This is a genomic window from Mycolicibacterium flavescens (assembly GCF_001722335.1).
Lineage (GTDB): Bacteria > Actinomycetota > Actinomycetes > Mycobacteriales > Mycobacteriaceae > Mycobacterium > Mycobacterium flavescens.
In genome coordinates this window covers 318,909-340,740 of the sequence record NZ_MIHA01000001.1, presented here as the reverse complement: position 1 = coordinate 340,740, position 21,832 = coordinate 318,909, and the positions used below count along the sequence as shown (strand labels likewise).

Here is a 21,832-nt window from a genome sequence, read left to right as displayed (position 1 = left end):
TGTGGCTGAGCGACTGGTAAGGCCCCGAAGCCGCCAGAGTCAGGGGGTGATCACCGTGCGGCACACCGGTTCTGCGGCGGCCTGCCGGCTGGACAGCCCGCGCTGCAGACCGCTCATCAGCGCGTTGCGGGTCTCCTCGGGGTGGATGAGCTCGTCGAAACCGAGGTGGCTCGCCGAGCGGAACGACGCGTCGACCTCCATCTGCCGCAGCTGCGCCTCGACGTCCTCGGCGGCGTGCGACGCGCGGCTCAATGCGGCCGCGCTCATCGCGCCCATCGTCGCACCGGGATAGGCGAACGTCGCGCTCTGGTTGTCGAACCCCAACAGCGACATCACCATCGAGCCGAAACCGTATGCCTTGCGCAGCGTGACGTGCAGCTTGACCGTCGTCGCGGCCGTCTGCGCGGCGAACATCCGCGCGCCGCTGCGCAGCACACCGCTGTTCTCCGAGCGGCTGCCCGGCAGCATCCCGGGGTTGTCGGCGAGGAACACGATCGGCAGGTGGAACGAGTCGGCCACCGTGATGAAGTGCGCAGCCTTGTCGGCCGCGTCGGCGTCGATCGAACCGGCCATCACCTGCGGTTGGTTCGCCACCACCGCGACCGGGTGGCCGCCGAGATGAGCCAGCGCGCAGATGATCGCGGGACCGAACTTCGGCTGGACCTCGAACCAGTCCGGACGGTCGAACACCACGTCGAGCACGCGCCGCATGTCGTAGACCCGACGGTTGCCGCGCGGCACGATGTCGAGCAGTTCGGCGGTGGTGCGGGGTTCGGCGGTCTCGTCGGCAGGCAGCGACGGGGGATAGGACCACGCGCTGGTCGGAAAGTAGGACAGGTAGCGCCGGATGTCGCCGAGCACCGCCTCGTCGTCGTCGGCGACGTTGTGGATCACCCCGCTGGCCAGCGCCACCTTCGGCCCGCCCAGGTCCTCCTTCGAAATCTCCTCGCCTGTGGACTCTTTGACCACGGGTGGACCGGCGGTGAAGATCGCGCCTTGGCGGCTCATGATCGTCCAGTCGCAGACCGGAGCCACCAGCGCGCCGTGGCCCGCTGACGGGCCCAGCAGGCCCGCGACCATCGGTACTTTGCCCGAGCACTGCGCCTGCGCCAGCAGATCCGTGGGCGTGCGGCCGTAATGCTCGCCGCTGGGCCGAAAACCCGCGCCCTCCAACAGCATCACCAGCGGCACCCGGTCGCGCAGCGCCAACTCGGCAAGCCGGTACCGCTTGGCGTTACCGCCGGGCCCGATGCTGCCCGCGAGCGTGGTGAAGTCCTCGGCCCCGATCATCACCGGCCTGCCGTCGACCGACCCGGACCCGGCGACGATCCCGTCGGCGGCGATGTCCCCGCCGACCAGCGTGCCGAACTCGCGGAAGGAGCCCTTGTCGAGCAGGTGGCCGATGCGCGCGCGGGCGTCCAGCTTGCCCTTGCCGTGGTGTTTGGCCAGACGCTCGGCGCCACCCATGTCGTGCGCGGTGCGACGCCGACGGGCCAACTCCTCGAGCGTGTCATGCCAATCGTCGGCCTTGGTCATCGCAGCTCCTGTCTCCAGTTAGGCGATCGTCGCACCGGCGGGTCCTCGTTGACCATACTGAATTGCTTACTGTAGCGTCTACGACCATGCTTAGCGGCGCCGGCCTGAAGGTCGACGGGGCGGTTTCGAGTCAGCTCGCCAACGTCGTGAGTACGGCAACCACGCTGCAGCGTCGCGGATACGACGGGTGCTGGACGGCCGAGGTGGCGCACGATCCGTTCCTGCCGCTGACCCTGGCCGCCGAACACACCGAGACGATCGACCTCGGCACCAGCATCGCGGTCGCGTTCGCCCGTAATCCCATGACTATCGCCAACATCGGCTGGGACCTACAGGACTACTCGGGCGGCCGGATGATCATCGGGCTCGGCTCACAGGTCAAACCGCATATCGAGAACCGGTTCAGTATGCCGTGGGGTAAACCGGTGCGCCGCATGCACGAGTTCATCTCGGCCATGCGCGCGATCTGGACGTGCTGGAGCGACGGCACCCGCCTGCAGTTCGAGGGCGACTTCTACACCCACAAGTTGATGACGCCGATGTTCACCCCCGAGCCGCACAGCCACGGGATACCCAAGGTGTTCCTGGCCGCGGTCGGTGAGGCGATGACCGAACTGGCCGGCGAGGTCGCCGACGGAGTTCTCGCCCACGCCTTCACCACCAAACGGTACTTCGCCGAGGTGACCATGCCCGCGCTGCAGCGCGGAATGGCCCGATCCGGGCGTCAGCGCAGCGACTTTCAGGTGTCGTGTCCGATCTTCGTGGTGACCGGCGCCGACGAACGCGACCTCGCGGCGGCCGCCGTCGCCACCCGCAAGCAGATCGCGTTCTACGGATCCACCCCGGCCTACCGCAAGGTGCTCGACCTGCACGGCTGGGGCGAGCTGCACACCGAGCTGCACCGGCTGAGTCTGGCCGGGCAGTGGGACGCGATGGGCACGCTGATAGACGACGACATCCTCGACGCGTTCGCCGTCGTCGCGCCGATCGACGAACTGGCGGCCAAACTGCGCGACCGCTGCGACGGGCTGATCGACCGGGTGCTGATCGGGTTCCCGTCTTCGGTTGCCGAAGACACTGTCGTGCAAGTTGTTCGGGATGTGCGCGGCCAGTCGCCGCAGGAGTGATGAGGAGTGATGATGAGCGCTCGGGTCATCGACGAAGCGGCGAGGGTGCTCGCCGACCCGCAGGTCTACGCCGACGAACCGCGGCTGCACGCCGCGCTGACGCATCTGCGCGCCAACGCACCGGTGTCCTGGGTGGATGTTCCCGGCTACCGGCCGTTCTGGGCGATCACCAAACACGCCGACATCATGGCGATCGAGCGGGACAACACGCTGTTCACCAACGCGCCGCGACCGGTCCTGATGACCGAGGAGGCCGACGAACAGCAGGCCGCCGTCGGCATCAGCACACTGATCCACATGGACGACCCGCAGCACCGCGAGATCCGCGCCATCGGCGCGAACTGGTTCCGGCCCAAGGCGATGCGCGCCATGAAGGTTCGGATCGACGAACTGGCGAAGCGGTTCGTCGACGGCATGCTCGAACGCGGCCCGGAATGCGACTTCGTCCAGGAGGTCGCGGTCAACTACCCGCTGTACGTGATCATGTCGATGCTGGGGCTGCCCGAGGCGGACTTCCCGCAGATGCTCAAGTACACCCAGGAACTGTTCGGCAACGACGACGCCGAACTGCAACGCGGCACCACCAAGGAAGAGCAGATGATGGCGCTGCTCGAGATGTTCGCGTACTTCACCACCGTGACGGCGTCACGCCGCGAGCACCCGACCGAGGACCTCGCCTCGGCGATCGCCAACGCGACCGTCGACGGGCAACCGCTGAGCGACATCGAGACCGTGTCCTACTACGCGATCATCGCCGCGGCCGGTCACGACACCACCAGCGCGGTCGTCTCCGGTGGCCTGCACGCGCTGATCGAACACCCCGACCAGTTGGCGCGTCTGCAGGCCGACATGGACCTGATGCCGCTGGCCACCGAGGAGATGATCCGGTGGGTGAGCCCGGTCAAGGAGTTCATGCGTACCGCCCGCGCCGACACCACCGTGCGCGGGGTGCGATCGAGTTGGCCGGGCCGGCAGAGCACATCGCGACCATCTTCGTCGGCGGCCTCAAGCACTTGCCGATCCGCTACACGTTGACGTAGGTCCCGCTCCGAGGGTCAGCAGCAGCGCGCGCTCGGGTTCGCGTCCGATGCGGCGTGCCGCATCCGCCAGTAGTCGCGTTCGGAGAGCACGGGCTCGCCGGGGTGCGTGCGCGACCGGTGGTCGAGGTAGCGCCGGTAGTGGTTGTCACCCATCAATGAGCCCCAGTACCAACGGATCTGGCGTGCGACTTCGGTAATGCGTCCCACTGCTTCTGCACCTCCTTCTCCGGTTTCGTCATGAGCAGGCCCGACGGCCCGAAGATCCGCGACGGCACCGGCTCGTCCTCGGTCGTCGGCGTTCCCGTCCCGCGCAGGCTACGGAGCACCATGATGACGCCGGCGGCGAACACGATCAGCACCAGCACGGCGAAGATGATCGACAGGGTGCCCTGGATGAACGTGTTGCGGATGACCGCGTCGAGTTGCCCGGCGTCCTTGGCCGCGCCGAACGCGGTCTCCCCGGCATCCTTGGCGTTGCGGTACTGGAAGTGCTGGGTCCAGTAGCCGACCTTCGGGTCGCCGGAGAAGATCTTCTGCCACGACGCCGTCATCGTCACCACCAGATCCCACAACAACGGAACGCCGGGGATCCAGGCCCATTTGATCAGACCCTTCTTGACCACCACGACGGTGACGACGGTCAGCGCGATCGCGGCCAGCAGCTGGTTGGCGATGCCGAACAGCGGGAACAGCGTGTTGATGCCGCCCAGCGGGTCCGTCACACCCATGAGCAGGATGCTGCCCCACGCCGCGACCACGACCAGGCTGCAGATCCACGCTCCCACACGCCAACTCGGGTCCTTGAGCTTGCGCATCGGGCCACCGATGTTGCTCAGGCCGTCGGAGAGCATGAACCGCGCGACGCGGGTGCCGGCGTCGACGGTGGTCAGGATGAACAGCGCCTCGAACATGATCGCGAAGTGATACCAGAACGCCTTGAGCGCATCACCGCCGAAGACCTTGCTGAGCACCTCCGACATCCCGAACGCCAGCGTCGGCGCGCCGCCGGTGCGCGACACGATCGATTCCTCGCCCACGCTCTCGGCGGCGGCGGTGATGTCCTCGGCGGTGATCGGCGGGCTGTCGATCGGCAGACTGTTGACATAGGCGGCCGCGGTCTCGGCCGTCGCGCCGGTGGAGGCGGCGGGCGCGTTGATCGCGAAGTACAGGTGCTGGTTGAGAATCGCGGCGGTGATCAGCGCCATGATCGCGACGAACGACTCGGTCAGCATGCCGCCGTAGCCGATCAGCCGCATCTGCCCTTCCTTCTCCAGCAGCTTGGGCGTGGTGCCCGAGGAGATCAGCGCGTGAAATCCCGACAGCGCGCCGCAGGCGATCGTGATGAACAGGAACGGGAACAGCGATCCGGCGAACACCGGCCCGGTGCCCTGACCCGCGAACGACGACACCGCGGGCGCCTCCATGATCGGGCGGGCCAGCAGGATGCCGACGGCCAGCAGCGCGATGGTGCCGACCTTCATGAACGTCGACAGGTAGTCGCGCGGCGCCAGCAGGAACCACACCGGCAGCACCGAGGCGGCGAACCCGTAGATGATGATCGCCCACGACAGGCTGACCTTCGAAAGCGTGAACCATTCGTCGCCCCATGCCGTTTCGGCGACCCAGCCGCCTGAGACGACCGCGAGCAGCAGCAGCGCGACCCCGATCAGCGAGACCTCCGAGACGCGGCCGGGCCGCAGGAAGCGCAGGTACAGGCCCATGAAGATGGCGATCGGGATGGTCATCGCGATCGAGAAGACGCCCCAAGGGCTTTCGGCGAGAGCGCCGACGACGACGAGGGCCAGCACCGCCAGCAGGATCACCATGATGACGAGCACGCCGATGATCGCGGCGACGCCGCCGACGGTGCCGAGTTCGTCGCGCGCCATCTGGCCCAGCGACCGGCCGCGCCGGCGGGTGGAGATCACCAGCACCAGGTAGTCCTGCACGCAGCCGGCGACGACCGCGCCGATGATGATCCAGATGGTGCCGGGCAGGAAACCCATCTGCATGGCCAGGACGGGCCCGACCAGCGGGCCGGCGCCGGCGATCGCGGCGAAGTGGTGTCCGAACAGCACCCGCCGGTCGGTCGGCATGTAGTCGGTGCCGTTCTCGAACAGCTCTGCGGGCGTGGCGTTGTCGTCGCGCGGACGCACGATCTTCATCTCGATCAGCCGCGCGTAGAACCGGAAACCGATCACGTACGTGCAGATCGCGGCGATCACGAACCAGACCGCGTTGACGGTCTCCCCACGGAAGAACGCGATCACCGCCCACGCGACCGCGCCGAGCACGGCGATGATGCCGAAGATGACCCGGTGTTTGACGGTGATCGGCGACCGGTCGATGATCGCGACCGGCGGCAGGTCCTTGTCGGTGCGGACGTAGGTGACGTCACCTACGGTTTCTTCGATCCGTTCTGAAGCGGCGGTGGGGGATGCCATGTACCGATCCTTTCATCGGCCCCGCGGAACGTGTGGAAAAACGGCGGCTTTAACTTCCGCGCTGGTAGAAGGCCCGGACCGTGTCGAGCGTGTCGGCCTCGGCCGGGCTCTTGTCGTCGCGGTAGCGCAGCACCCGGGCGAACCGCAGCGCCATGCCGCCGGGGTACCGCGACGAGGTTTGCACGCCGTCGAACGCCACTTCCACGACCTGCTCGGGACGCACTTTGACGACGTAGCCGTCGGTCGCTCCGTCGGCCAGTTCGAGGAACCGCGCGGTCTGCCATTCCAGCATGGCGTCGGTCATGCCCTTGAATGTCTTTCCCAGCATGACGAATTCGCCAGAGTCCGGGTCCCGTGCACCGAGATGGATGTTCGACAGTTTGCCTGTGCGACGGCCCGACCCCCATTCGACCGCCAGGACCACCAGATCGAGGGTGTGCACGGGCTTGACCTTCAACCAGCCGGCGCCGCGGCGGCCCGCCTCGTACAGTGCGCCCGGCGATTTCGCCATCACGCCTTCGTGACCGGCGGCCAGCGTCGCGTCCAGAAACGCCTGAGCCGCAGCCGGATCGTCGGTGACCAGCCGGTCGACGCGGTGGCGGTCGGGGACGAGCGCGTCGAGCACCGCGATGCGCTCGGCGGCGGGCCGGTCGAGCAGGTCGGTGCCGTCGACGTGCAGCAGGTCGAAGACGAACACCGACAGCGGTTGGGCGGCCGCCGCGGCGGCGATGTCGACGGAGCGGCCGAAGCGCGACGCGGTGATCTGGAAGCGGTGCGGACGGCCGTCGGCGCGCAGCGCGATCGCCTCGGCGTCGGCGATCAACTCGGTGACCGGCAGCGCGAGCGCGGCGTCCACGACCTCGGGGAGCCTGCCGGTCACGTCGTCGAGGCTGCGGGTGTAGATCGACACCGTGTCACCCGAACGGTGGATCTGTACCCGGGCCCCGTCGAGCTTGGCCTCGAAAACCCCTGTGCCGCCGAGACGGTCGAGCGCTTCGGACACGCTGGCGGCGGTCTGGGCCAGCATCGGCCCGACGGGTCGCCCGACCGTGAGCGTGAACTGGTGCAGCGCGTCCTCGCCGCCGGTGAGTACCGCGGCCGCGACCGCGGGCAGTGCGCCGCCGAGCATCGCGGCCCGGCGCACCGCGGGGGCCGGCACCGCGGCGGCCTTCGCGACGGCGTCGGCCATCACCCCGATCAGCGCGCCCTGTCGCAGTTCCCCGCTGAGCAGGCGGCGCAGGAACGTCTGTTCGGTGTCGGTGGCGGCGCCGAACAGGGCGGCCACCAACTCGGCGCGTCGTGCTTTCGAACCCTCACCTGCGACCTGTCCGATCTCGGTGAACCGGGCATGGACCTCGGAGACCGTCAGAGCCGCATCGCTCGCCGGGGGCGGCAGCGACCGCAGCGCCGCCCAGCCGACACCGATCTGCCGCTGCGGCAGCTCGCCGGACAGCCACGACACGACGACGGCGATCTGGTCGGCGTCACCGTCGGCGGCGGCGCGGCGCAGCAGGTCGGCGATCCGGGCGGTCTTGGCCAGCCGCGACGAGGAGGCGCCGACGTCAGCGGATGCGGTGGCGACATCGAGCAACTGCACCCGTCCAGCGTGGCACGCTCGCGCCACAAAGGCAGAAGGCTCAGGTGACGGCGAAGTCGACGCTGTGCCAGCCGGTCGCGCCGTCGGGGACCGGGTCGGCGATGTCGGCGGTCTGCACCGCGCCGGTGTTGTCGGTGGCCCGCACGGTCACCGTGTGCGGACCCGGCGTGGTGGCCTGCCACGCCAGGCTCCACAGCCGCCAGGTGTCGTTGGAGTAGCCGGCGCCGAGCGTGGCCTGCTGCCAGTCACCCTCACCGTCGGGGCCGTCGACCCGCACCTGCACCGCGCGCACCCCGCGCGGTTGCGCCCACGCGACCCCGCCGAAGGTGACCGGGCCGCGGGGCACGTCCTGACCGCTGCGCGGCACGTCGATGCGCGACTCGGTCTTGATCGGCCCGCGCGGCGACCAGCCCAGCCGCGTCCAGTAGGCCTGCGCGCGGTCGAACCGGGTGACCTCGAGGTCGACGACCCACTTCGTCGCCGACACATAGCCGTACAGTCCCGGCACCACCAGCCGGGCGGGGTAGCCGTGGTCGGTCGGCAACGGCTCGCCGTTCATGCCGATCGCCAGCATCGACCCGCGGTCGTCGGTGAAGGCTTCGACCGGCGTGCCCGCGGTGAAACCGTCGATCGACATCGACAACACCATATCGGCGTCCGGGTGAATTCCCGCGGGCGCCAACAGATCCCGCACCCGGTACCCCGTCCATGCCGCATTGCCGACCAGGTCGCCGCCGACCGGGTTGGACACGCACGTCAACGTGACGAGCTTCTCGACCACCTCGAACTGCTCGAGATCGGCGAAGCCGTAGGTGATCTCGCGGTCCACCATGCCGTGGATCCGCAGCTCCCAGTTCTCCCGGCTGAGCTGCGGCACGCTCAGCGCGGTGTCGATGCGATAGAAGTCGGTGTTGGGGGTCACGAACGACGGCAGCTCGACGCCCCGCGGTTGCACGTTCGGTGGCACCGGCGGTGCGGCCACATCGACCGGTGGCAGCGCGAACGCGTTGCGATCACCGGACACGGAGCCGGTCACCCGCGCGAGCACCAGCCCGCCCACACCGGTCAGGGCGCCGACACCCAGGAAGCCGAGCGTCACCAACGACAAGCGTCGGCCGGGGTCGGGGCCGCGGTCGGTGGACGGGTCGGCGGTCGGCGCGTCGTCGGTGAACCGGCCCGACAGCAGCAGCCGCAGGACCGCGACACCGCACACGGTGCCCACCACCGTGGGCACCACGTCGACGGGCGTCGCACCCGCGCGCGACAACACGGCCGCCGCACCGGCGACCCCGGCCGCCACGATCGCGACGCTGCCGACCGGGACGCGCCGGGTCTCCAGCGCCGCGGCGGCCGCGGCGACGGCCGCGATCACCACCAGCACCGCGAGCGTGAGCACCAGTTTGTCCGCGGTGCCGAAGGTCTGGATGGCCCATTCCTTGACCGGTCCCGGGGTCAGATCGATGACGGCCGACCCCACCGCGGTGCGTGCGTCCGAGCGCGGCCCGACGATCGCGGCGACCAACTGGACCACTCCGAGGGCGACCGCGGCCGCCGCGATACCGGCCATCGCCTTGGTCGCGCGCGGGGTCATGCCCGCCAAAGTACTCATGCGGGCGACCCGCGGGGCTTACCGAACAGTGACGTCAGCTAGGTTGCTTTACGATTCGAGCATTTTCTGGAAAGGGGACTCAGTGGAGATCTCGGGCAAGAAGGCCATCGTTGTCGGCGGAGCCTCGGGCTTCGGCAAGGCCACCGCCGAACTGTTGGCGCAGCGCGGCGCCGATGTCGCGGTGCTGGACCGTCCGCAGTCGAAGGGCAAGGAAGTGGCCGACGCGATCGGCGGTTCCTTCTTCGAGGTGGACGTCACCGACTTCGAGGGCACCGAGAAGGTGCTGCAGCAGGCGATCGACAAGCTCGGTGGGCTGCACATCATCGTCACCACCGCAGGCGGCGGCGCGGCCGAGCGCACGGTCAAGAAGGACGGGCCGCACAGCCTGGACACGTTCCGCAAGTGCGTCGACCTGAACCTGATCGGCACCTTCAACATCAGCCGGCTGGCCGGTTGGCAGATGAGCCAGCAGGATCTCGTCGACGACGAGAAGGAAGAGCGCGGCGTCATCATCAACACCGCCTCGATCGCCGCGTTCGAGGGCCAGATCGGGCAGGTCGCCTACACCGCGTCGAAGGCCGCGATCGCCGGCATGTGCCTGACGATGGCCCGCGACATGGGCAGCCTGGGCATCCGGGCGCTGGCGATTGCGCCGAGCCTGTTCGCCACGGGTCTGACCGAGGGCATCCCCGACGAGTTCGCCAAGGCGCTGACCAAGGATGCGGCGTTCCCGAAGCGGCTGGGCAAGCCCGAGGAGTACGCCAAGCTGGTGGCCGCGATCGTCGAGAACCCGATGCTCAACGGCCAGTGCCTGCGCCTGGACGCCGGCCAGCGCTTCGCCCCCAAGTAATCGCGTGGTTTCGGTGTAGTTGGTTGCGCTCACCGCCACCAACTACACCGAAATCGCCACCTGAGACGATGGCGGCATGCCCGACGACGCGCAGCAGCTTCCGACCCTGAGCCCCGCCGACCAAGCCGCGGTGCAGGACTGGGTCCGCCGGCAAGGGCTGGGGGAGTCGGTCACCGACGTCGAACCGCTGACCGGCGGGACGCAGAACATCGTGGTGCGGCTGCGCGTCGACGATCGGCCCATGGTGCTGCGCAGGCCGCCCGCGCATCCCCGGCCGACGAGCGACAAGACGATGCTGCGCGAGATCGCGGCGCTGCGCACGCTGGCGGGCACTGCGGTGCCGCACCCCGGCTTCATCGCCGGCTGTGAAGATCTCAGCGTTCTGGGCGTGGTGTTCTACCTGATGGAGGAGGTCGACGGGTTCAACCCCGGCGACGACATGGCCGAGGCCTACGAACGCGACCCGGCGATGCGTCATCAGGTCGGACTGTCGTACGCGGCCAGCCTCGCCGAACTGGGCAACGTGGACTGGGAGGGCAGGCCACTGGCCGAACTGAAGCGGCCGGGTTCCTTTCTCGAGCGCCAGGTTCCGCAGTTCCTGCGGCTGCTCGAGAGCTACCGGCACGACCGCTACGACCCCGAGACGCTGGCGGTGACCGAGCTGGCGCAGTGGCTGACGGCGAACCTGCCGCCCGACGGCAGACCCGGCGTCCTGCACGGCGACCCGCATCTGAGCAACGTGATGCTGCGCCGCGACAAACCCGAACTGGCGGCGTTCGTCGACTGGGAGATGTGCACGATCGGTGATCCGCTGCTGGATCTCGGCTGGATGCTGATCTGCTGGCCGCTGGAGATCAGCACGATCACCGCGGGGGCGCGCCTCGCGGCCCTGGGCGGGTTGGCCAGTCGCCGTGAGCTTCTCGAGGCCTATCTGGCTGCGGGCGGGCGCGAGACCGACCACCTCGACTGGTACGTCGCGATGGCGTGTTTCAAGCTCGGCATCGTCATCGAGGGGACGTGGTCGCGCTATCTGCTCGGGCAGGCCAGCCGCGACGCGGGGGAGCGGCTGCACGCCAACGCGCAGAACCTGATCGACGTCGGGACGCGGGTCACCAAGGGCGACAGCCCTTTTGAGCTAGGCTGACGCCGGTCACCGGTAGGCGTCGAGACCGAGCTTGACCGCGAGCGCCACCCCGGCCACGCCGATCACCACACGCAGCGGCCCGGGCGGCGCGTGCCGCACCACGACCGGGCCCAGCCGCGAGCCCAGCAGGCAGCCGAGGCCCAGCACCAGCACCGCCCACCAGTGCACCGGGGCCAGGACGGCGAAGACCACCGCGGCGACGGCGTTCGCGATGCCGAGGATGACGTTCTTGGCGGCGTTGGCCTCGGCCAGCGACGCGTGCTCGATGCGCAGGAACAGCGCCAGCAGCAGCACGCCCGCGGCCGCACCGAAATAGCCGCCGTAAATGCAGATCGCGAAGATCGCGAGGGCTTCGAGCGCCCTGCGCGCCCGGTGGTTGCCCGGACTGTCGGGTGCGGCTGGCCGGCGCGGCAGCAGGATCGCCACCGAGGCGAACCCGAGCAGGAACGGCACCGCCTTCTCGAAACCTTCGGCGGGGGTGGACAACAGCAGCGCGGCGCCGGCCGCGCCACCGAGCACCGCGACCGGCAGTGTGCCGAGGATCCAGCGGCCCTGCCCGCGCAGTTCCGGGCGCGAGCCCAGCGCGGACCCGACGCCGTTGAACACCAGCGCCACGGTGTTGGTGACGTTGGCGGTCACCGGGGGCAGGCCGGCCAGCAGCAGGGCGGGATAGGTGGCGACCGACGCGAGCCCGGCGATGCTGCCGGTGAGTCCGCCGAGGATGCCCGCGGCGAACAGCAGTGCCCAGTTCACCGCTGCGGAAAGCGCACACGACCGGCCGACACCGGCCACACGTTACGGCGCGGTCCTGACCGTCCGGGCGCGGGCTCCGGTGCTCAGCAGGCGTCGCTGCGCGAATCCATCGGCGTGATCCGCTGGTGGGCGGTCAGCAGCAGATGGTCGGCGCGCTCGCGCAGCCCGGTCGGGACCTGAAGCGTCGTGGTGAAGTCGTCGACGACCTGGCGGGCCAGTCGGCGCAGTTTGGTGTTGCTGTCCTGTGACCGCCACACCAGGATGTCGAACGCGCGCTCGGCGGAGATGCCGTAGGTCAGCATCAGCACGCCCTTGGCCTGTTCGATGATCGCCCGGTGCTCGGTGAAGTCGGCGATCGCGGCGTCGACCGTGCCGGTCTCGTCGACGTTGCTCAGATCGACGTAGAGGCCCTGGGTTCCGATGACGTCGCCGTTGTCGTCGCGCATCCGCTCGCCGATCACCAGCACGAGGTGAACGTCACCGTTCTTGTCGATGATGCGGTGGCGGCTGCTGAACGGCCGGCCCTGACCGGTGACCGTCTCGATCAGCAGCGCGACGCTGGCGGCGTCATCGGGATGCTTGTGCGACATGACCAGCGCCGTGGTGGGCTGCACCTGGCCGGGCGGATATCCGTGCATCTCGGCGACGGCGTCGGACCACTCCCAGCGGTCCTGTGCGCGGAAATAGCGGAAGGCGCCCACCCGATTGCCGACCGTCGTCGGGTCGTCGGGCACGGGGGCGTCCTGTGAACAGTCGATGTTTCGCACGGTTCCTCCAGGTCAGGGCGACTCCAGAAGTAGGCCAACACCTTCTCATCGGGTTCGGTCGGAGGCCAGCCAGAAGGCGAAGACCACCGACCGTTTCGCGAACAATTATGCCTTTGCGTCAACACGTCGGGGAGGACTAGCATCGAGCGCGTGCCGAGGCGACTCGTAGTAGCAACCCGCAGCGGGGTCTGATCCTGACCGACCCCTCGCTGTGGGTCGTCGCTACGTAGTCGGTCACTTCCCTTCTCGAAGAAGAAGACCGGCACATGACCATCTCGTTCGCACCAGAATCCGCAACCACCGCAGCACTGCCGTCGTTCGCGGCTCACGTCGACGCCCCGATGCCGCGCGGTCTGCGCCAGGAGGCAGACGCGATGCCCTTCGATACCTTTCTCGCCGAGTACTCACCGACCACCGGGCCGCTGCGCCTGGGCAGTTGGAGCTGCGCCGACGGCGATCGGCCCGCCAACCGGCTCGGGCCGCGGCACTACCAGGCGACGCTGGCGATCGGGGACCGGATCTGCACGACGACGGCGGCCGCCCCCGGACCCGTCGCGGCGTTGACCGCGATGCTCTATGACCGCGGCATCGGAGTCGAGATGATCGACTTCCACCAGGTGCACGCCGGGGAGCGCATCGCGACGTTCATCCACGGCTCCGACGGGCTGCGCGCCGAGTGGGCGATGGGCCTCGACGACGACGCGACGCAGTCCGCGCTGGCCGCGGTGATCGCGTGCGCCAACCGGCTACTGGCCGCCTGATCCGGCGAAAAGATCAGTGCAGCGGGCGCAGCACGATCGGCATACCGTCCATCGGCACCGGCATACCCGCGTAGTCATACTGCGGTTGGTAGCCGGGCCGCGGCAGCTCCAGCCGGTACTTGCGCAGCAGCCGGTGCATGACGGTCTTGATCTCGAGCTGGCCGAACACCATGCCGATGCACTTGTGGGCGCCTCCGCCGAACGGCGCGAACGCATACCGGTGCTTCTTGTGCTCGTTGCGCGGCTCGGTGAAACGGTCCGGATCGAACTTGTCCGGATCGGTCCACAGCTCGGGCAGCCGGTGGTTCATGCCCGGCCACGTCACGATGTTGGTGCCGGCCGGGATGTAGTAGCCGAGCAGGTCGGTGTCGCGCACGGCCTGGCGCACGTTGAACGGCAGCGGCGTGACCAGCCGCAGCGACTCGTTGATCACCAGGTCGAGCGTCTCGAGCTTGTCCAGCGCCTCGATGTCCAGCGGCCCGTCGCCCAACCGCGACGACTCGTCGCGGCAGCGTTCCTGCCACTCGGGGTTGGCGGCCAGGTGGTAGCCCATCGTGGTCAGCGTCGACGTCGACGTGTCGTGCGCGGCCATCATCAAAAAAATCATGTGGTTGACGATGTCGGCGTCGCTGAACCGGTTGCCGTCCTCGTCCTCGGCGTGGCACAGCACGGTGAGCATGTCGGTGCCCCCGGAGTTACGGCGTTCCTTGACCCGCTCCTCGAAGTAGTCCTCGAGGACCTTGCGCGCCTGCAGGCCCCGCCACCACTTGAACGGCGGGACGCTGGTGCGGATGATGGCGCCGCCGGCGCGGGTGGTGATCGTGAAGGCCTCGTTGACCTTGGTGACCAGCTCGTGGTCGGTGCCCGGCTCGTGGCCCATGAACACCACCGAGGCGATGTCGAGGGTCAGTTCCTTCAGCGCCGGGTGCAGCAGGAAGCGCGCGTCGTTGGCGACCCAGTCCTCGGCCACCACCTTCGAGGCGACCTTGTCGATGTGCTCGACGTATCCGGACAGCCGGGTGCGGGTGAACGCCTCCTGCATGATCCGCCGGTGGAACATGTGTTCTTCGAAGTCGAGCATCATCAGGCCGCGGTTGAAGAACGGGCCGATGACCGGATGCCAGCCCTTCTGCGAGAAGTCCTTGTTCTTGTTCGAGAAGACGGCCTGGGTGGCGTCGGGGCCCAGCGCCGACACCGACGACAGCGCAGGCGAATGCGCGTAGTGCACCGGGCCGTACTTGCGGTACACCTGCAGCACGTACTCCGGGCCGCCGCGGAACGCCTCGATCATGTGCCCGAGGATCGGCAGGCCGGAGTCGCCCATGACGGGCTTCAGGCCGCTGCCGGCGGGAGGCTCGGCCAGCACGAACTGCGGCCACTCCCGGTTGTTGAGCCGACGCTCGAGCGGGCCCAACGGGAGGTTGTTCAGCGTCGGTGTGAGCCGTCGCTTCGCCTGGTCGAGCAGGTAGTCGGTGGTGCTGATCGATGCCATTCACGTTCTCCTGAGCCAAGGGACTGTGGCCGTTCTCACTCCTACCATCATCCTGAATGGCACACTTGACGCATGTCAAGTTTTGTCTTGGCGCGTCGTGGTGCCAAGGTCTAGGGCGATGACCGCGCAACCAGCACCGCCACCGCGTCGCAGCCGCGGTGACCGGCAGCGCGACGCGATCGTCAAAGCCGTCCGCGACCTGCTGCAGGAACAGTCGTTCGCCGACCTGTCGGTCAGCGCGATCAGCGAACGCGCCGGCGTCGCGCGCTCGGGTTTCTACTTTTATTTCGACTCCAAGTACGCAGTGCTGGCGACCATCCTGGCCGATGCGGGGGAACTGCTCGACAGCCTCACCCACCACTTCGCGCCCCGGGCGCCGGGGGAGACGCCCGAATCGTTCGCCCAGCGGATGGTCGGCAGCGCCGCGCAGGTGTACGCCAACGACGACCCGGTGATGTCGGCGTGCGCGACCGCGCGCAACACCGACGCCAAGATCCGCGAGATGATGGACGACTTCTACGACGGCATCATCGACAAGCTGATCATGCTGCTCGAACAGGACGAGGACGCCCGCCCGATCACCGACGACCTGCCCGCCCTGGTGCGCACGTTGGCCGCCACCACCACGATGACGCTGACCCAGGACAGCACGTTCGTCGGTCGCGGTATCGACCCGAACCGTGCGGTCGAGGCGCTCGAACGGCTGTGGGTCGCCGCTTTCTGGGGGCATCTGCAGCGGTCCGACCAGCCGCAGACCTGAGGCCAGTATCGTGACGGCCATGGCGCACCCCGGGTTTGCGAACAAGCGTTGCTTTCTGACCGGCGCGGCCAGCGGTATCGGCCGTGCGACGGCGTTGCAACTGGCCGCCGAGGGGGCCCAGCTCTTTTTGACCGACCGCGACGCCGAGGGCCTGGAGAAGACGGTCGCCGAGGCGAGAGCGCTCGGCGCGGAGGTACCCGAGTACCGCGCCCTCGACGTCTCCGACTACGACGCTGTGCGCGCGTTCGCCGCCGACATCCACCAGCGCCATCCCGCGATGGACATCGTGATGAACATCGCCGGCGTCTCGGCGTGGGGCACCGTTTCGACGCTGTCGCACGAGCATTGGAAGTCGATGGTCGACATCAACCTGATGGGCCCGATCCACGTCATCGAGGCGTTCGTGCCGCCGATGGTGGCGGCGGGCACCGGCGGTCACATCGTCAACGTGTCGTCTGCGGCCGGGCTGGTCGCGTTGCCGTGGCACGCGGCCTACAGCGCAAGCAAGTACGGGCTGCGCGGCATGTCGGAGGTGTTGCGCTTCGACCTGGCGCGGCACCGCATCGGCGTCTCGGTGGTAGTCCCGGGTGCGGTCAAAACGCCTCTGGTGCAGACGGTTCAGATCGCAGGTGTGGACCGCGACGACCCGCGGGTGAAGAAGTGGACCGACCGTTTCAGCGGTCACGCGGTCTCACCGGAGCGGGCCGCCGAGTGCATCCTCAAGGGCGTGCGGCGCAACCGGTTCCTGATCTACACGTCGTTCGACATCCGGGCGCTCTACATGTTCAAGCGGGTGGCCTGGTGGCCGTACAGCGTGGCGATGCGTCAGGCCAACGTGTTGTTCACCAAGGCGTTGCGGCCGGCGGGCCGCCGCTAACGCTTGCCCCAGTCCCACGGCGGCGTGGTCAGCAGACCCTGTCCCTCGATGCGGGTTTCGCCGAGATCCTTGAACAGCGCGATCTGCACGGCGGCCCGGTCGTCGTCCTCGGCGTCCAGCGGTGCGGCGTCGAGCCGGTCGAGCAGTGTGCGCGAATGGGTCACGACGACGACCTGCGTGGTCTCGGACGCGGTGCGGATCAGCGACGCCAACGGGGCGACCAGATCGGGATGCAGCGACGTCTCCGGCTCGTTGAGCACGATCAGCGGCGGCGGCGCCGGACTCAACAGCGCGGCCGCCCAGAGCAGGAAACGCAGTGTGCCATCGGAGAGTTCGGCGGCGCGCAGCGGCCGCAGCATGCCCGGCTGGCGCAGTTGCAGATCGAACAGCCCGTCGTGCACGGCCACCGACAGCGAGGCGCCGTCGAACGCGTCGGCCACCGCACGGTGCAGGTCCTCGAAGCCGGCTTCGATGATGGTCTGGATCGCCGCGGCGAGGTCGGCGCCGTCGTCGGAGAGCACCGGTGTGCGGGTGCCGACCTGACGCTGCCGGGCCGGGGCGGCCGCGTCGGCGCGGAACCCGTCGTAGAACCGCCAGTGCCGCAACCGGTCCCGGACCGCGGCGAGTTCGGGGTGGGCGCCCGGGTGCGCGTACTCGGCGAGCACGCTGCGGTACGCCGGAAGCGCCTGGGTCAGCTTGTCGAAACCGCGACCGGATTCGGAGCTGGTCTCGACGTAGTCGCGGGTGCGGCGCACCAGCGTCGAGCTGTTGCGCATGACGGGCCCGGCGAACACCACCTCCCGCTTGATCTCCGGATCCCGCGCGAACAGCGAGTTGTGGCCCGCCATCTGGGGTAGCCCGAGGTCGACGAGGTAGCCGAAATCATCTGCGGCGAAACCCAGTTCGAGCGACACGGGGCCGGTGCGGGTGGTGCCCTCGACGCGGCCGGTGCGGCGCGCCCCGCCGAGCTGTTCGGGGCCGGCCCACAGCACCGACTCCAGGCCCCCCTCGCGGGCCAGCGAGCCGATCACCTCGCCTCGACCGCAGTCGGCGAGCAGCCGCAGCGCCCGGTACAGCGACGACTTGCCGGTCCCGTTGGCTCCGGTGACGACGGTCAACTGCGCCAGCGGAAGCACGATGTCCCGCAGCGAGCGGTAACCGCGGATGGCGACGGTGCGCAGCATGGTCGGTCAGTTCTCCCTTTCGGATGCGGTGGCCCGGATACCGGCGAGCACCACGTCGACGATGCGTTCGGCATCCGCGCGGGTGAACGTTCGGCCGCCGCGGTTGACGACAAGGCGGGTCGGGCCGGCCAGCATCTCGCCGAGAAATACGCTGTCGACCTTCGGCAGCTCGCCCCGGTCGACCGCGGTGGCCACCCGTCGCCGCAACGCGGCGCCCCGCTCCTCGAGGATCAGGGCCACGGTCTGCCGGACGGCGGGGCTGTCGTCGGTGAGTTGCATCGCCGACTCGAGCGCTCGCCCGAACGGGGTCTGCAGGCCGGTGGCGATGCGAACGAGGTAATCGACCAGGTCCTTGCGCAGGTCTCCGGTGTCAGCGATGGATGCGAGGTCCTCGGCGTACTGCAGAAGGGCCGCGGCGACCAGCTTCTCGCGGTCCGGCCAGTTGCGGTACACGCTGGTCCTGTGCACGCCGGCGAGCTCGGCGACTTCCTCGTAGCGGAATCCTGTGACTCCGTGACGTGCGACGAGTTCGGCTGTGGCGCTGAGGATCTGATTGCGAACCCGCGCGTTGCGACCGCCGGGGCGCCGGTCGGCGGTGCCGTCGCCCATTGTCGTGCCCCTGTCTTCTGCGCGTGAGGTGTCGATTGTGGTCGGGCCCGGCGTTGCGGTGCAAGCGATGCAGGGTTACCGTAGCCCTAAAGCGACTAATTGTAGATTTAAGGATTCTTTTGAGCGACAGGTCAGGCGCGCCGGCGTCGACGGGACGCAGGTGGAGTGGTCGGCTCGTGCTCTGGACCGCGGTCCTGGTGTGTGCCAACGTTCTCGCCGACGTCGTGGTCGGTTCGCCGATGATGGTGCTCCCGCAACTGCTCGAACGGTTCGACACCGACCAGGCCGCGTGGCTGAACGCCAGCGCCATGCTCGCCGGGGCCATCTGGTCGCCGCTGCTCGCCAAGAGCTCCGACATCTTCGGTAAACGCCGAATCCTGATCATCGCGCTGCTTCTGGCGTGCGCCGGCGCGTTCATCTGCCTTGTCGCGCCCACCATGTGGATCTTTCTCGTGGGCCGCTTCCTCCAAGGCGCAGCCTTCGCGGCGGTCTTTCTCTCGGTGACCCTGGTTCGCCAGATCTGCTCTGCGGGCGCAGCGATGGCGGTGGTGGGAATCCTGACCTCGGGGTCGGCGATCGTCGGCGTCGTCGAGCCGTTCCTGATGGCGCCGGTGATCGAGGTGCTCGGCTATCGCGGCGTGTTCGTCGTGGCGGCCCTGCTCGCCGCGGGGGCCGCACTGAGCGTCCGCATCTTCATTCCGGAGTCGCCGATCCGCAGCCCCGGCCGGGTCGACGTGGCCGGGGGGCTCCTGCTGGGCGGGGGGCTCGGCGCGGTGCTGGCATATGCGAGCCTCGGTCGGAGCTTCGGGTGGTCGTCCGCGGGTATGGCCGCGCTGCTGGCCGCCGGTGTGGTAGCTCTGCTCGGCTGGGTGTTCGTGATGCTGCGCGTAGAGGAACCGATCATCGACGTGCGCGCTCTGTCCCGGCCGATCCTGCTGACGCTGATGGCTCTGGTGTTGGCGGCGGGCGCCTTTCGAAGCATGCTGCAACTGACGAGCCTCGTGGCGCAGGTACCGCCGGACCTCGGGCTCGGCTACGGGCTGGGCAGCGGAGAGGCGGTCGCGGTGCTGCTCGCCGTCCCCAACCTCGGCATCGTGATCGGCGGGGTCGGCGCCGGCTGGATCGCCGGGCGCGTCGGCCCCGAACTGCCGCTGCTCGGCGGCGTCGTACTCGGGACAGCGGGAGCCTTCGGGATGTTGGCCGGGGCGTCCGCGGTCCCGGTCGCAATCATCTGCGGTGGTCTGCTCGGGATGGCCGCCGGTGCGATCGGCGCGTCCGGATACAACCTGGCCACCAGCCTCGAAACGCCGCAACGGCAGGGTACGAGCGCCGGACTGGTCTCGGTCGTGCTCGCACTGGGCTCGGTGGTGTTCAATGTCGCCGGCGGCGAGATCCTTCGAACCAACGCGTCCCCCGGTGACGACGCAGTGAGCACCGCGACCGGCGTCTACCTCTACATCATCATGGCCGGCATCGTCATGACGCTGGCGGCGGTGCCCGCAACGGCGTTGATCCGTAGGCGCTTTCGGCCGATCGAGACACCGAAAGTGCAGGCGCGCAGTCAGTAACCACCCTCCGGCGGGGTCAGCTCCAGCCGCACACCCAGCAGTCGGACCGGCCGGTCGACGTCGAATTCGGCCAGGAGATCGAGCGCGGTGCTGGTGATGACCGCGGCGTCGGTCGTCGGTGCGGGCATTTTGCGGATCTTCGTCCTGGTGAAAAATGTCTTGGTCCGCACGGTGACCGCCACCCGCGCCGCGACGCGCCCCTGCTCGACGATGTCGGCGAGCGTGCGTCGCGCGAGATCGATCACCGCCGAACGCATCTCGTCGATGTCGTCCAGGTCGCGCGGGAAGGTGACGACATGGCTGCGCGACCGCGGCACCCACGGCTGGGCGCTGACGTCGGTGTCACCACCGCCCTTGGCGAGCAGCAGGATCCACAGCCCGGTGGTCGGGCCGAACGCCGCGGTGAGAACGGTCGCGTCGGTGGACGCCAGATCCGCGACCGTCGTGATTCCCATACCCGCGAGCTTCTTCGTCGTCTTCGGGCCCACGCCCCACAACGCGTCGACCCCGCGATCACCCATCACCGCCATCCAGTTCTCGTCGGTGAGCACAAAGACACCCGGGGGACCGGTTGTGCGCCCCGGCTTTCCGAACCCGGTGGCGACCTTGGCCCGCTGCTTGTTGTCGCTGATGCCGACCGAACATGTCAGGCCGGTCTCGGCGGCGACCACTTCGCGGATGCGCTGGGCGAAAGCCACGGGATCATCGTCGAGGTCGGCGCCGATGTAGGCCTCGTCCCAGCCCCACACCTCCACCGGATGACCGAATTCGCGCAGCACATCCATCACTTGAGCCGAGACCTCGTCGTAGGCGTCGGTGTCCAACGGCACAAACGTCGCCTGCGGACACTTACGCGCCGCAGTGCGCAGCGGCATGCCCGCATGGATGCCGAACGCCCGGGCCGGATAGGACGCGCAGGTGACCACCTTGCGCGGTTCGGCGGGGTCGCCGTTGCCGCCCACGATGAGCGGGACCCCGGCGAGGTCGGGGTTGCGCCGGATCTCCACCGCGGCCTGGAACTGATCCAGGTCGACATGCAGCACCCAGCGGGTCATGTGCCACAGAGTTTGCGCGCCACCGACTCCCACGCATCTCCGAGCGACTCCAGGGTCTCGCCGCGGTCATGGAGCTGATGCTGCACGTAGTCGGAGTCCAGCAGCGCCAGCAGCGCGGCGGCCTGCGCGTCGAGATCACCGGTGGTGTCGGCGTCGGCCAACAGCACGCGCACATGCCGGTGGTGCAGCGTGGCCGGCGCGTTGAAGCGCATCTGCGGATCGCGGTTGGCATCAGACAGCAGGTCGTGGTGCAGATGCACGAACTCCAGCCGGGCCCGACCGTAGGCCAGCAGGCGCTCGAGCGGGGGCGCGCCGGGGCCCAGCGGCGGTGGACCGAACAGGAACGCCGCCTGATGCACCTTCTCGTCCTCGTCGAGCAGCACGATCATCAGGGCAGACCGACTGCCGAACCGGCGGAACAGCGTCCCCTTACCGACGCCGGCGGCCGCCGCGATGTCGTCGGTGGTGACCGCGTCGGCCCCCCGTTCTGCGATCAGTCGGCGGGCCGCGTCCAGAATCAACGTGCGATTGCGCGCGGCGTCGCCGCGTTCGTGGGGCGCTTGGTCGGCCACCGGCAACCCGCGCGCGGGGCGAGAGGCGACCATGTCAGTAGTTTAGTTCAGCGGGAATGAAACGGACTATGGTCCGGTTGTGTCGTG

General features: G+C 68.8%; 19 protein-coding genes and 1 pseudogene. 8 read left to right on the top strand and 12 right to left on the bottom strand.

Annotated features, from left to right (window positions below; all coding sequences use genetic code 11):
• Positions 1 to 39: 39 nt before the first annotated feature.
• A complete protein-coding gene (locus tag BHQ18_RS01655; protein ID WP_069411812.1) occupies positions 40 to 1,536 on the bottom strand; it encodes an acyl-CoA carboxylase subunit beta in 1,497 nt (498 codons plus the stop codon).
• 86 nt (positions 1,537 to 1,622) lie between these two features.
• Between BHQ18_RS01655 and BHQ18_RS01650 the strand changes: the two genes are divergently transcribed.
• Both BHQ18_RS01650 and BHQ18_RS01645 read left to right on the top strand, forming a co-directional pair.
• Positions 1,623 to 2,663: an LLM class F420-dependent oxidoreductase gene (locus tag BHQ18_RS01650; protein ID WP_069411811.1), complete on the top strand. Its 1,041-nt coding sequence runs from the start codon at positions 1,623 to 1,625 to the stop codon at positions 2,661 to 2,663.
• 12 nt (positions 2,664 to 2,675) lie between these two features.
• Positions 2,676 to 3,703, top strand: a pseudogene (locus tag BHQ18_RS01645) (cytochrome P450).
• Between the two features lie 15 nt (positions 3,704 to 3,718).
• On the opposite strand, the gene BHQ18_RS28920 reads toward BHQ18_RS01645, so the two are convergent.
• From BHQ18_RS28920 to BHQ18_RS01630, 4 genes are read right to left on the bottom strand one after another with little or no spacing between them, the layout of a single operon-like run.
• Positions 3,719 to 3,856, bottom strand: a complete 138-nt coding sequence (locus BHQ18_RS28920) for a CstA-like transporter-associated (seleno)protein (protein ID WP_276045521.1) — start codon at positions 3,854 to 3,856, stop codon at positions 3,719 to 3,721.
• Positions 3,856 to 6,147: a carbon starvation CstA family protein gene (locus BHQ18_RS01640; RefSeq protein ID WP_069411810.1), complete on the bottom strand. Its 2,292-nt coding sequence runs from the start codon at positions 6,145 to 6,147 to the stop codon at positions 3,856 to 3,858. Before BHQ18_RS01640 ends, BHQ18_RS28920 begins: the two co-directional genes overlap by 1 nt.
• Positions 6,148 to 6,196: 49 nt before the next feature.
• Positions 6,197 to 7,744, bottom strand: a complete 1,548-nt coding sequence (locus BHQ18_RS01635; protein ID WP_069411809.1) for an ATP-dependent DNA ligase — start codon at positions 7,742 to 7,744, stop codon at positions 6,197 to 6,199.
• A 40-nt stretch (positions 7,745 to 7,784) separates the two neighbouring features.
• A complete protein-coding gene (locus BHQ18_RS01630) occupies positions 7,785 to 9,335 on the bottom strand; it encodes a molybdopterin-dependent oxidoreductase (protein WP_069411808.1) in 1,551 nt (516 codons plus the stop codon).
• 100 nt (positions 9,336 to 9,435) lie between these two features.
• On the opposite strand from BHQ18_RS01630, the gene BHQ18_RS01625 reads away from it, so the two are divergent.
• Positions 9,436 to 10,203: an SDR family NAD(P)-dependent oxidoreductase gene (locus BHQ18_RS01625; RefSeq protein ID WP_069411807.1), complete on the top strand. Its 768-nt coding sequence runs from the start codon at positions 9,436 to 9,438 to the stop codon at positions 10,201 to 10,203.
• Positions 10,204 to 10,279: 76 nt separating this feature from the next.
• A complete protein-coding gene (locus BHQ18_RS01620) occupies positions 10,280 to 11,347 on the top strand; it encodes a phosphotransferase family protein (protein WP_069411806.1) in 1,068 nt (355 codons plus the stop codon).
• Positions 11,348 to 11,353: 6 nt separating this feature from the next.
• On the opposite strand, the gene BHQ18_RS01615 is transcribed toward BHQ18_RS01620, so the two are convergent.
• A complete protein-coding gene (locus BHQ18_RS01615; RefSeq protein WP_205866014.1) occupies positions 11,354 to 12,100 on the bottom strand; it encodes a sulfite exporter TauE/SafE family protein in 747 nt (248 codons plus the stop codon).
• 83 nt (positions 12,101 to 12,183) lie between these two features.
• Complete coding sequence (locus BHQ18_RS01610; RefSeq protein ID WP_234794051.1) at positions 12,184 to 12,858, bottom strand: PAS and ANTAR domain-containing protein; 675 nt, start codon at positions 12,856 to 12,858, stop codon at positions 12,184 to 12,186.
• Positions 12,859 to 13,133: 275 nt separating this feature from the next.
• Here BHQ18_RS01610 and BHQ18_RS01605 point away from each other — a divergent pair, with 275 nt between their 5' ends.
• The gene (locus BHQ18_RS01605; protein WP_069411804.1) at positions 13,134 to 13,628 is read left to right on the top strand and encodes a 2-isopropylmalate synthase; all 495 of its coding nucleotides are present in this window, start codon (positions 13,134 to 13,136) and stop codon (positions 13,626 to 13,628) included.
• A gap of 13 nt (positions 13,629 to 13,641) precedes the next feature.
• Here the strand turns inward: BHQ18_RS01605 and BHQ18_RS01600 are convergent, their stop codons facing one another.
• On the bottom strand, positions 13,642 to 15,120 hold the full coding sequence (locus tag BHQ18_RS01600) for a cytochrome P450 (RefSeq protein ID WP_069411803.1): 1,479 nt from the start codon (positions 15,118 to 15,120) through the stop codon (positions 13,642 to 13,644).
• A gap of 118 nt (positions 15,121 to 15,238) precedes the next feature.
• Here BHQ18_RS01600 and BHQ18_RS01595 point away from each other — a divergent pair, with 118 nt between their 5' ends.
• Positions 15,239 to 15,880 (top strand): TetR/AcrR family transcriptional regulator, encoded by a 642-nt coding sequence (locus tag BHQ18_RS01595; protein WP_069411802.1) that lies wholly within the window; start codon positions 15,239 to 15,241, stop codon positions 15,878 to 15,880.
• Positions 15,881 to 15,899: 19 nt separating this feature from the next.
• Positions 15,900 to 16,757: an SDR family oxidoreductase gene (locus tag BHQ18_RS01590; RefSeq protein ID WP_069411801.1), complete on the top strand. Its 858-nt coding sequence runs from the start codon at positions 15,900 to 15,902 to the stop codon at positions 16,755 to 16,757.
• Here BHQ18_RS01590 and BHQ18_RS01585 read toward each other — a convergent pair.
• On the bottom strand, positions 16,754 to 17,941 hold the full coding sequence (locus BHQ18_RS01585; protein ID WP_069411800.1) for an AAA family ATPase: 1,188 nt from the start codon (positions 17,939 to 17,941) through the stop codon (positions 16,754 to 16,756). The genes BHQ18_RS01590 and BHQ18_RS01585 overlap by 4 nt on opposite strands.
• A gap of 6 nt (positions 17,942 to 17,947) precedes the next feature.
• The gene (locus BHQ18_RS01580) at positions 17,948 to 18,550 is read right to left on the bottom strand and encodes a TetR/AcrR family transcriptional regulator (protein WP_069411799.1); all 603 of its coding nucleotides are present in this window, start codon (positions 18,548 to 18,550) and stop codon (positions 17,948 to 17,950) included.
• A 176-nt stretch (positions 18,551 to 18,726) separates the two neighbouring features.
• On the opposite strand from BHQ18_RS01580, the gene BHQ18_RS01575 reads away from it, so the two are divergent.
• Positions 18,727 to 20,118, top strand: coding sequence for an MFS transporter (locus tag BHQ18_RS01575; RefSeq protein ID WP_234794043.1), 1,392 nt, complete (start codon positions 18,727 to 18,729; stop codon positions 20,116 to 20,118).
• Here BHQ18_RS01575 and BHQ18_RS01570 read toward each other — a convergent pair.
• On the bottom strand, positions 20,112 to 21,173 hold the full coding sequence (locus BHQ18_RS01570; RefSeq protein ID WP_069411797.1) for a DNA polymerase IV: 1,062 nt from the start codon (positions 21,171 to 21,173) through the stop codon (positions 20,112 to 20,114). The two genes, BHQ18_RS01575 and BHQ18_RS01570, sit on opposite strands and share 7 nt — an antisense overlap.
• Complete coding sequence (locus BHQ18_RS01565; protein ID WP_069411796.1) at positions 21,170 to 21,778, bottom strand: TetR/AcrR family transcriptional regulator; 609 nt, start codon at positions 21,776 to 21,778, stop codon at positions 21,170 to 21,172. Before BHQ18_RS01565 ends, BHQ18_RS01570 begins: the two co-directional genes overlap by 4 nt.
• Between the last annotated feature and the right edge of the window lie 54 nt (positions 21,779 to 21,832).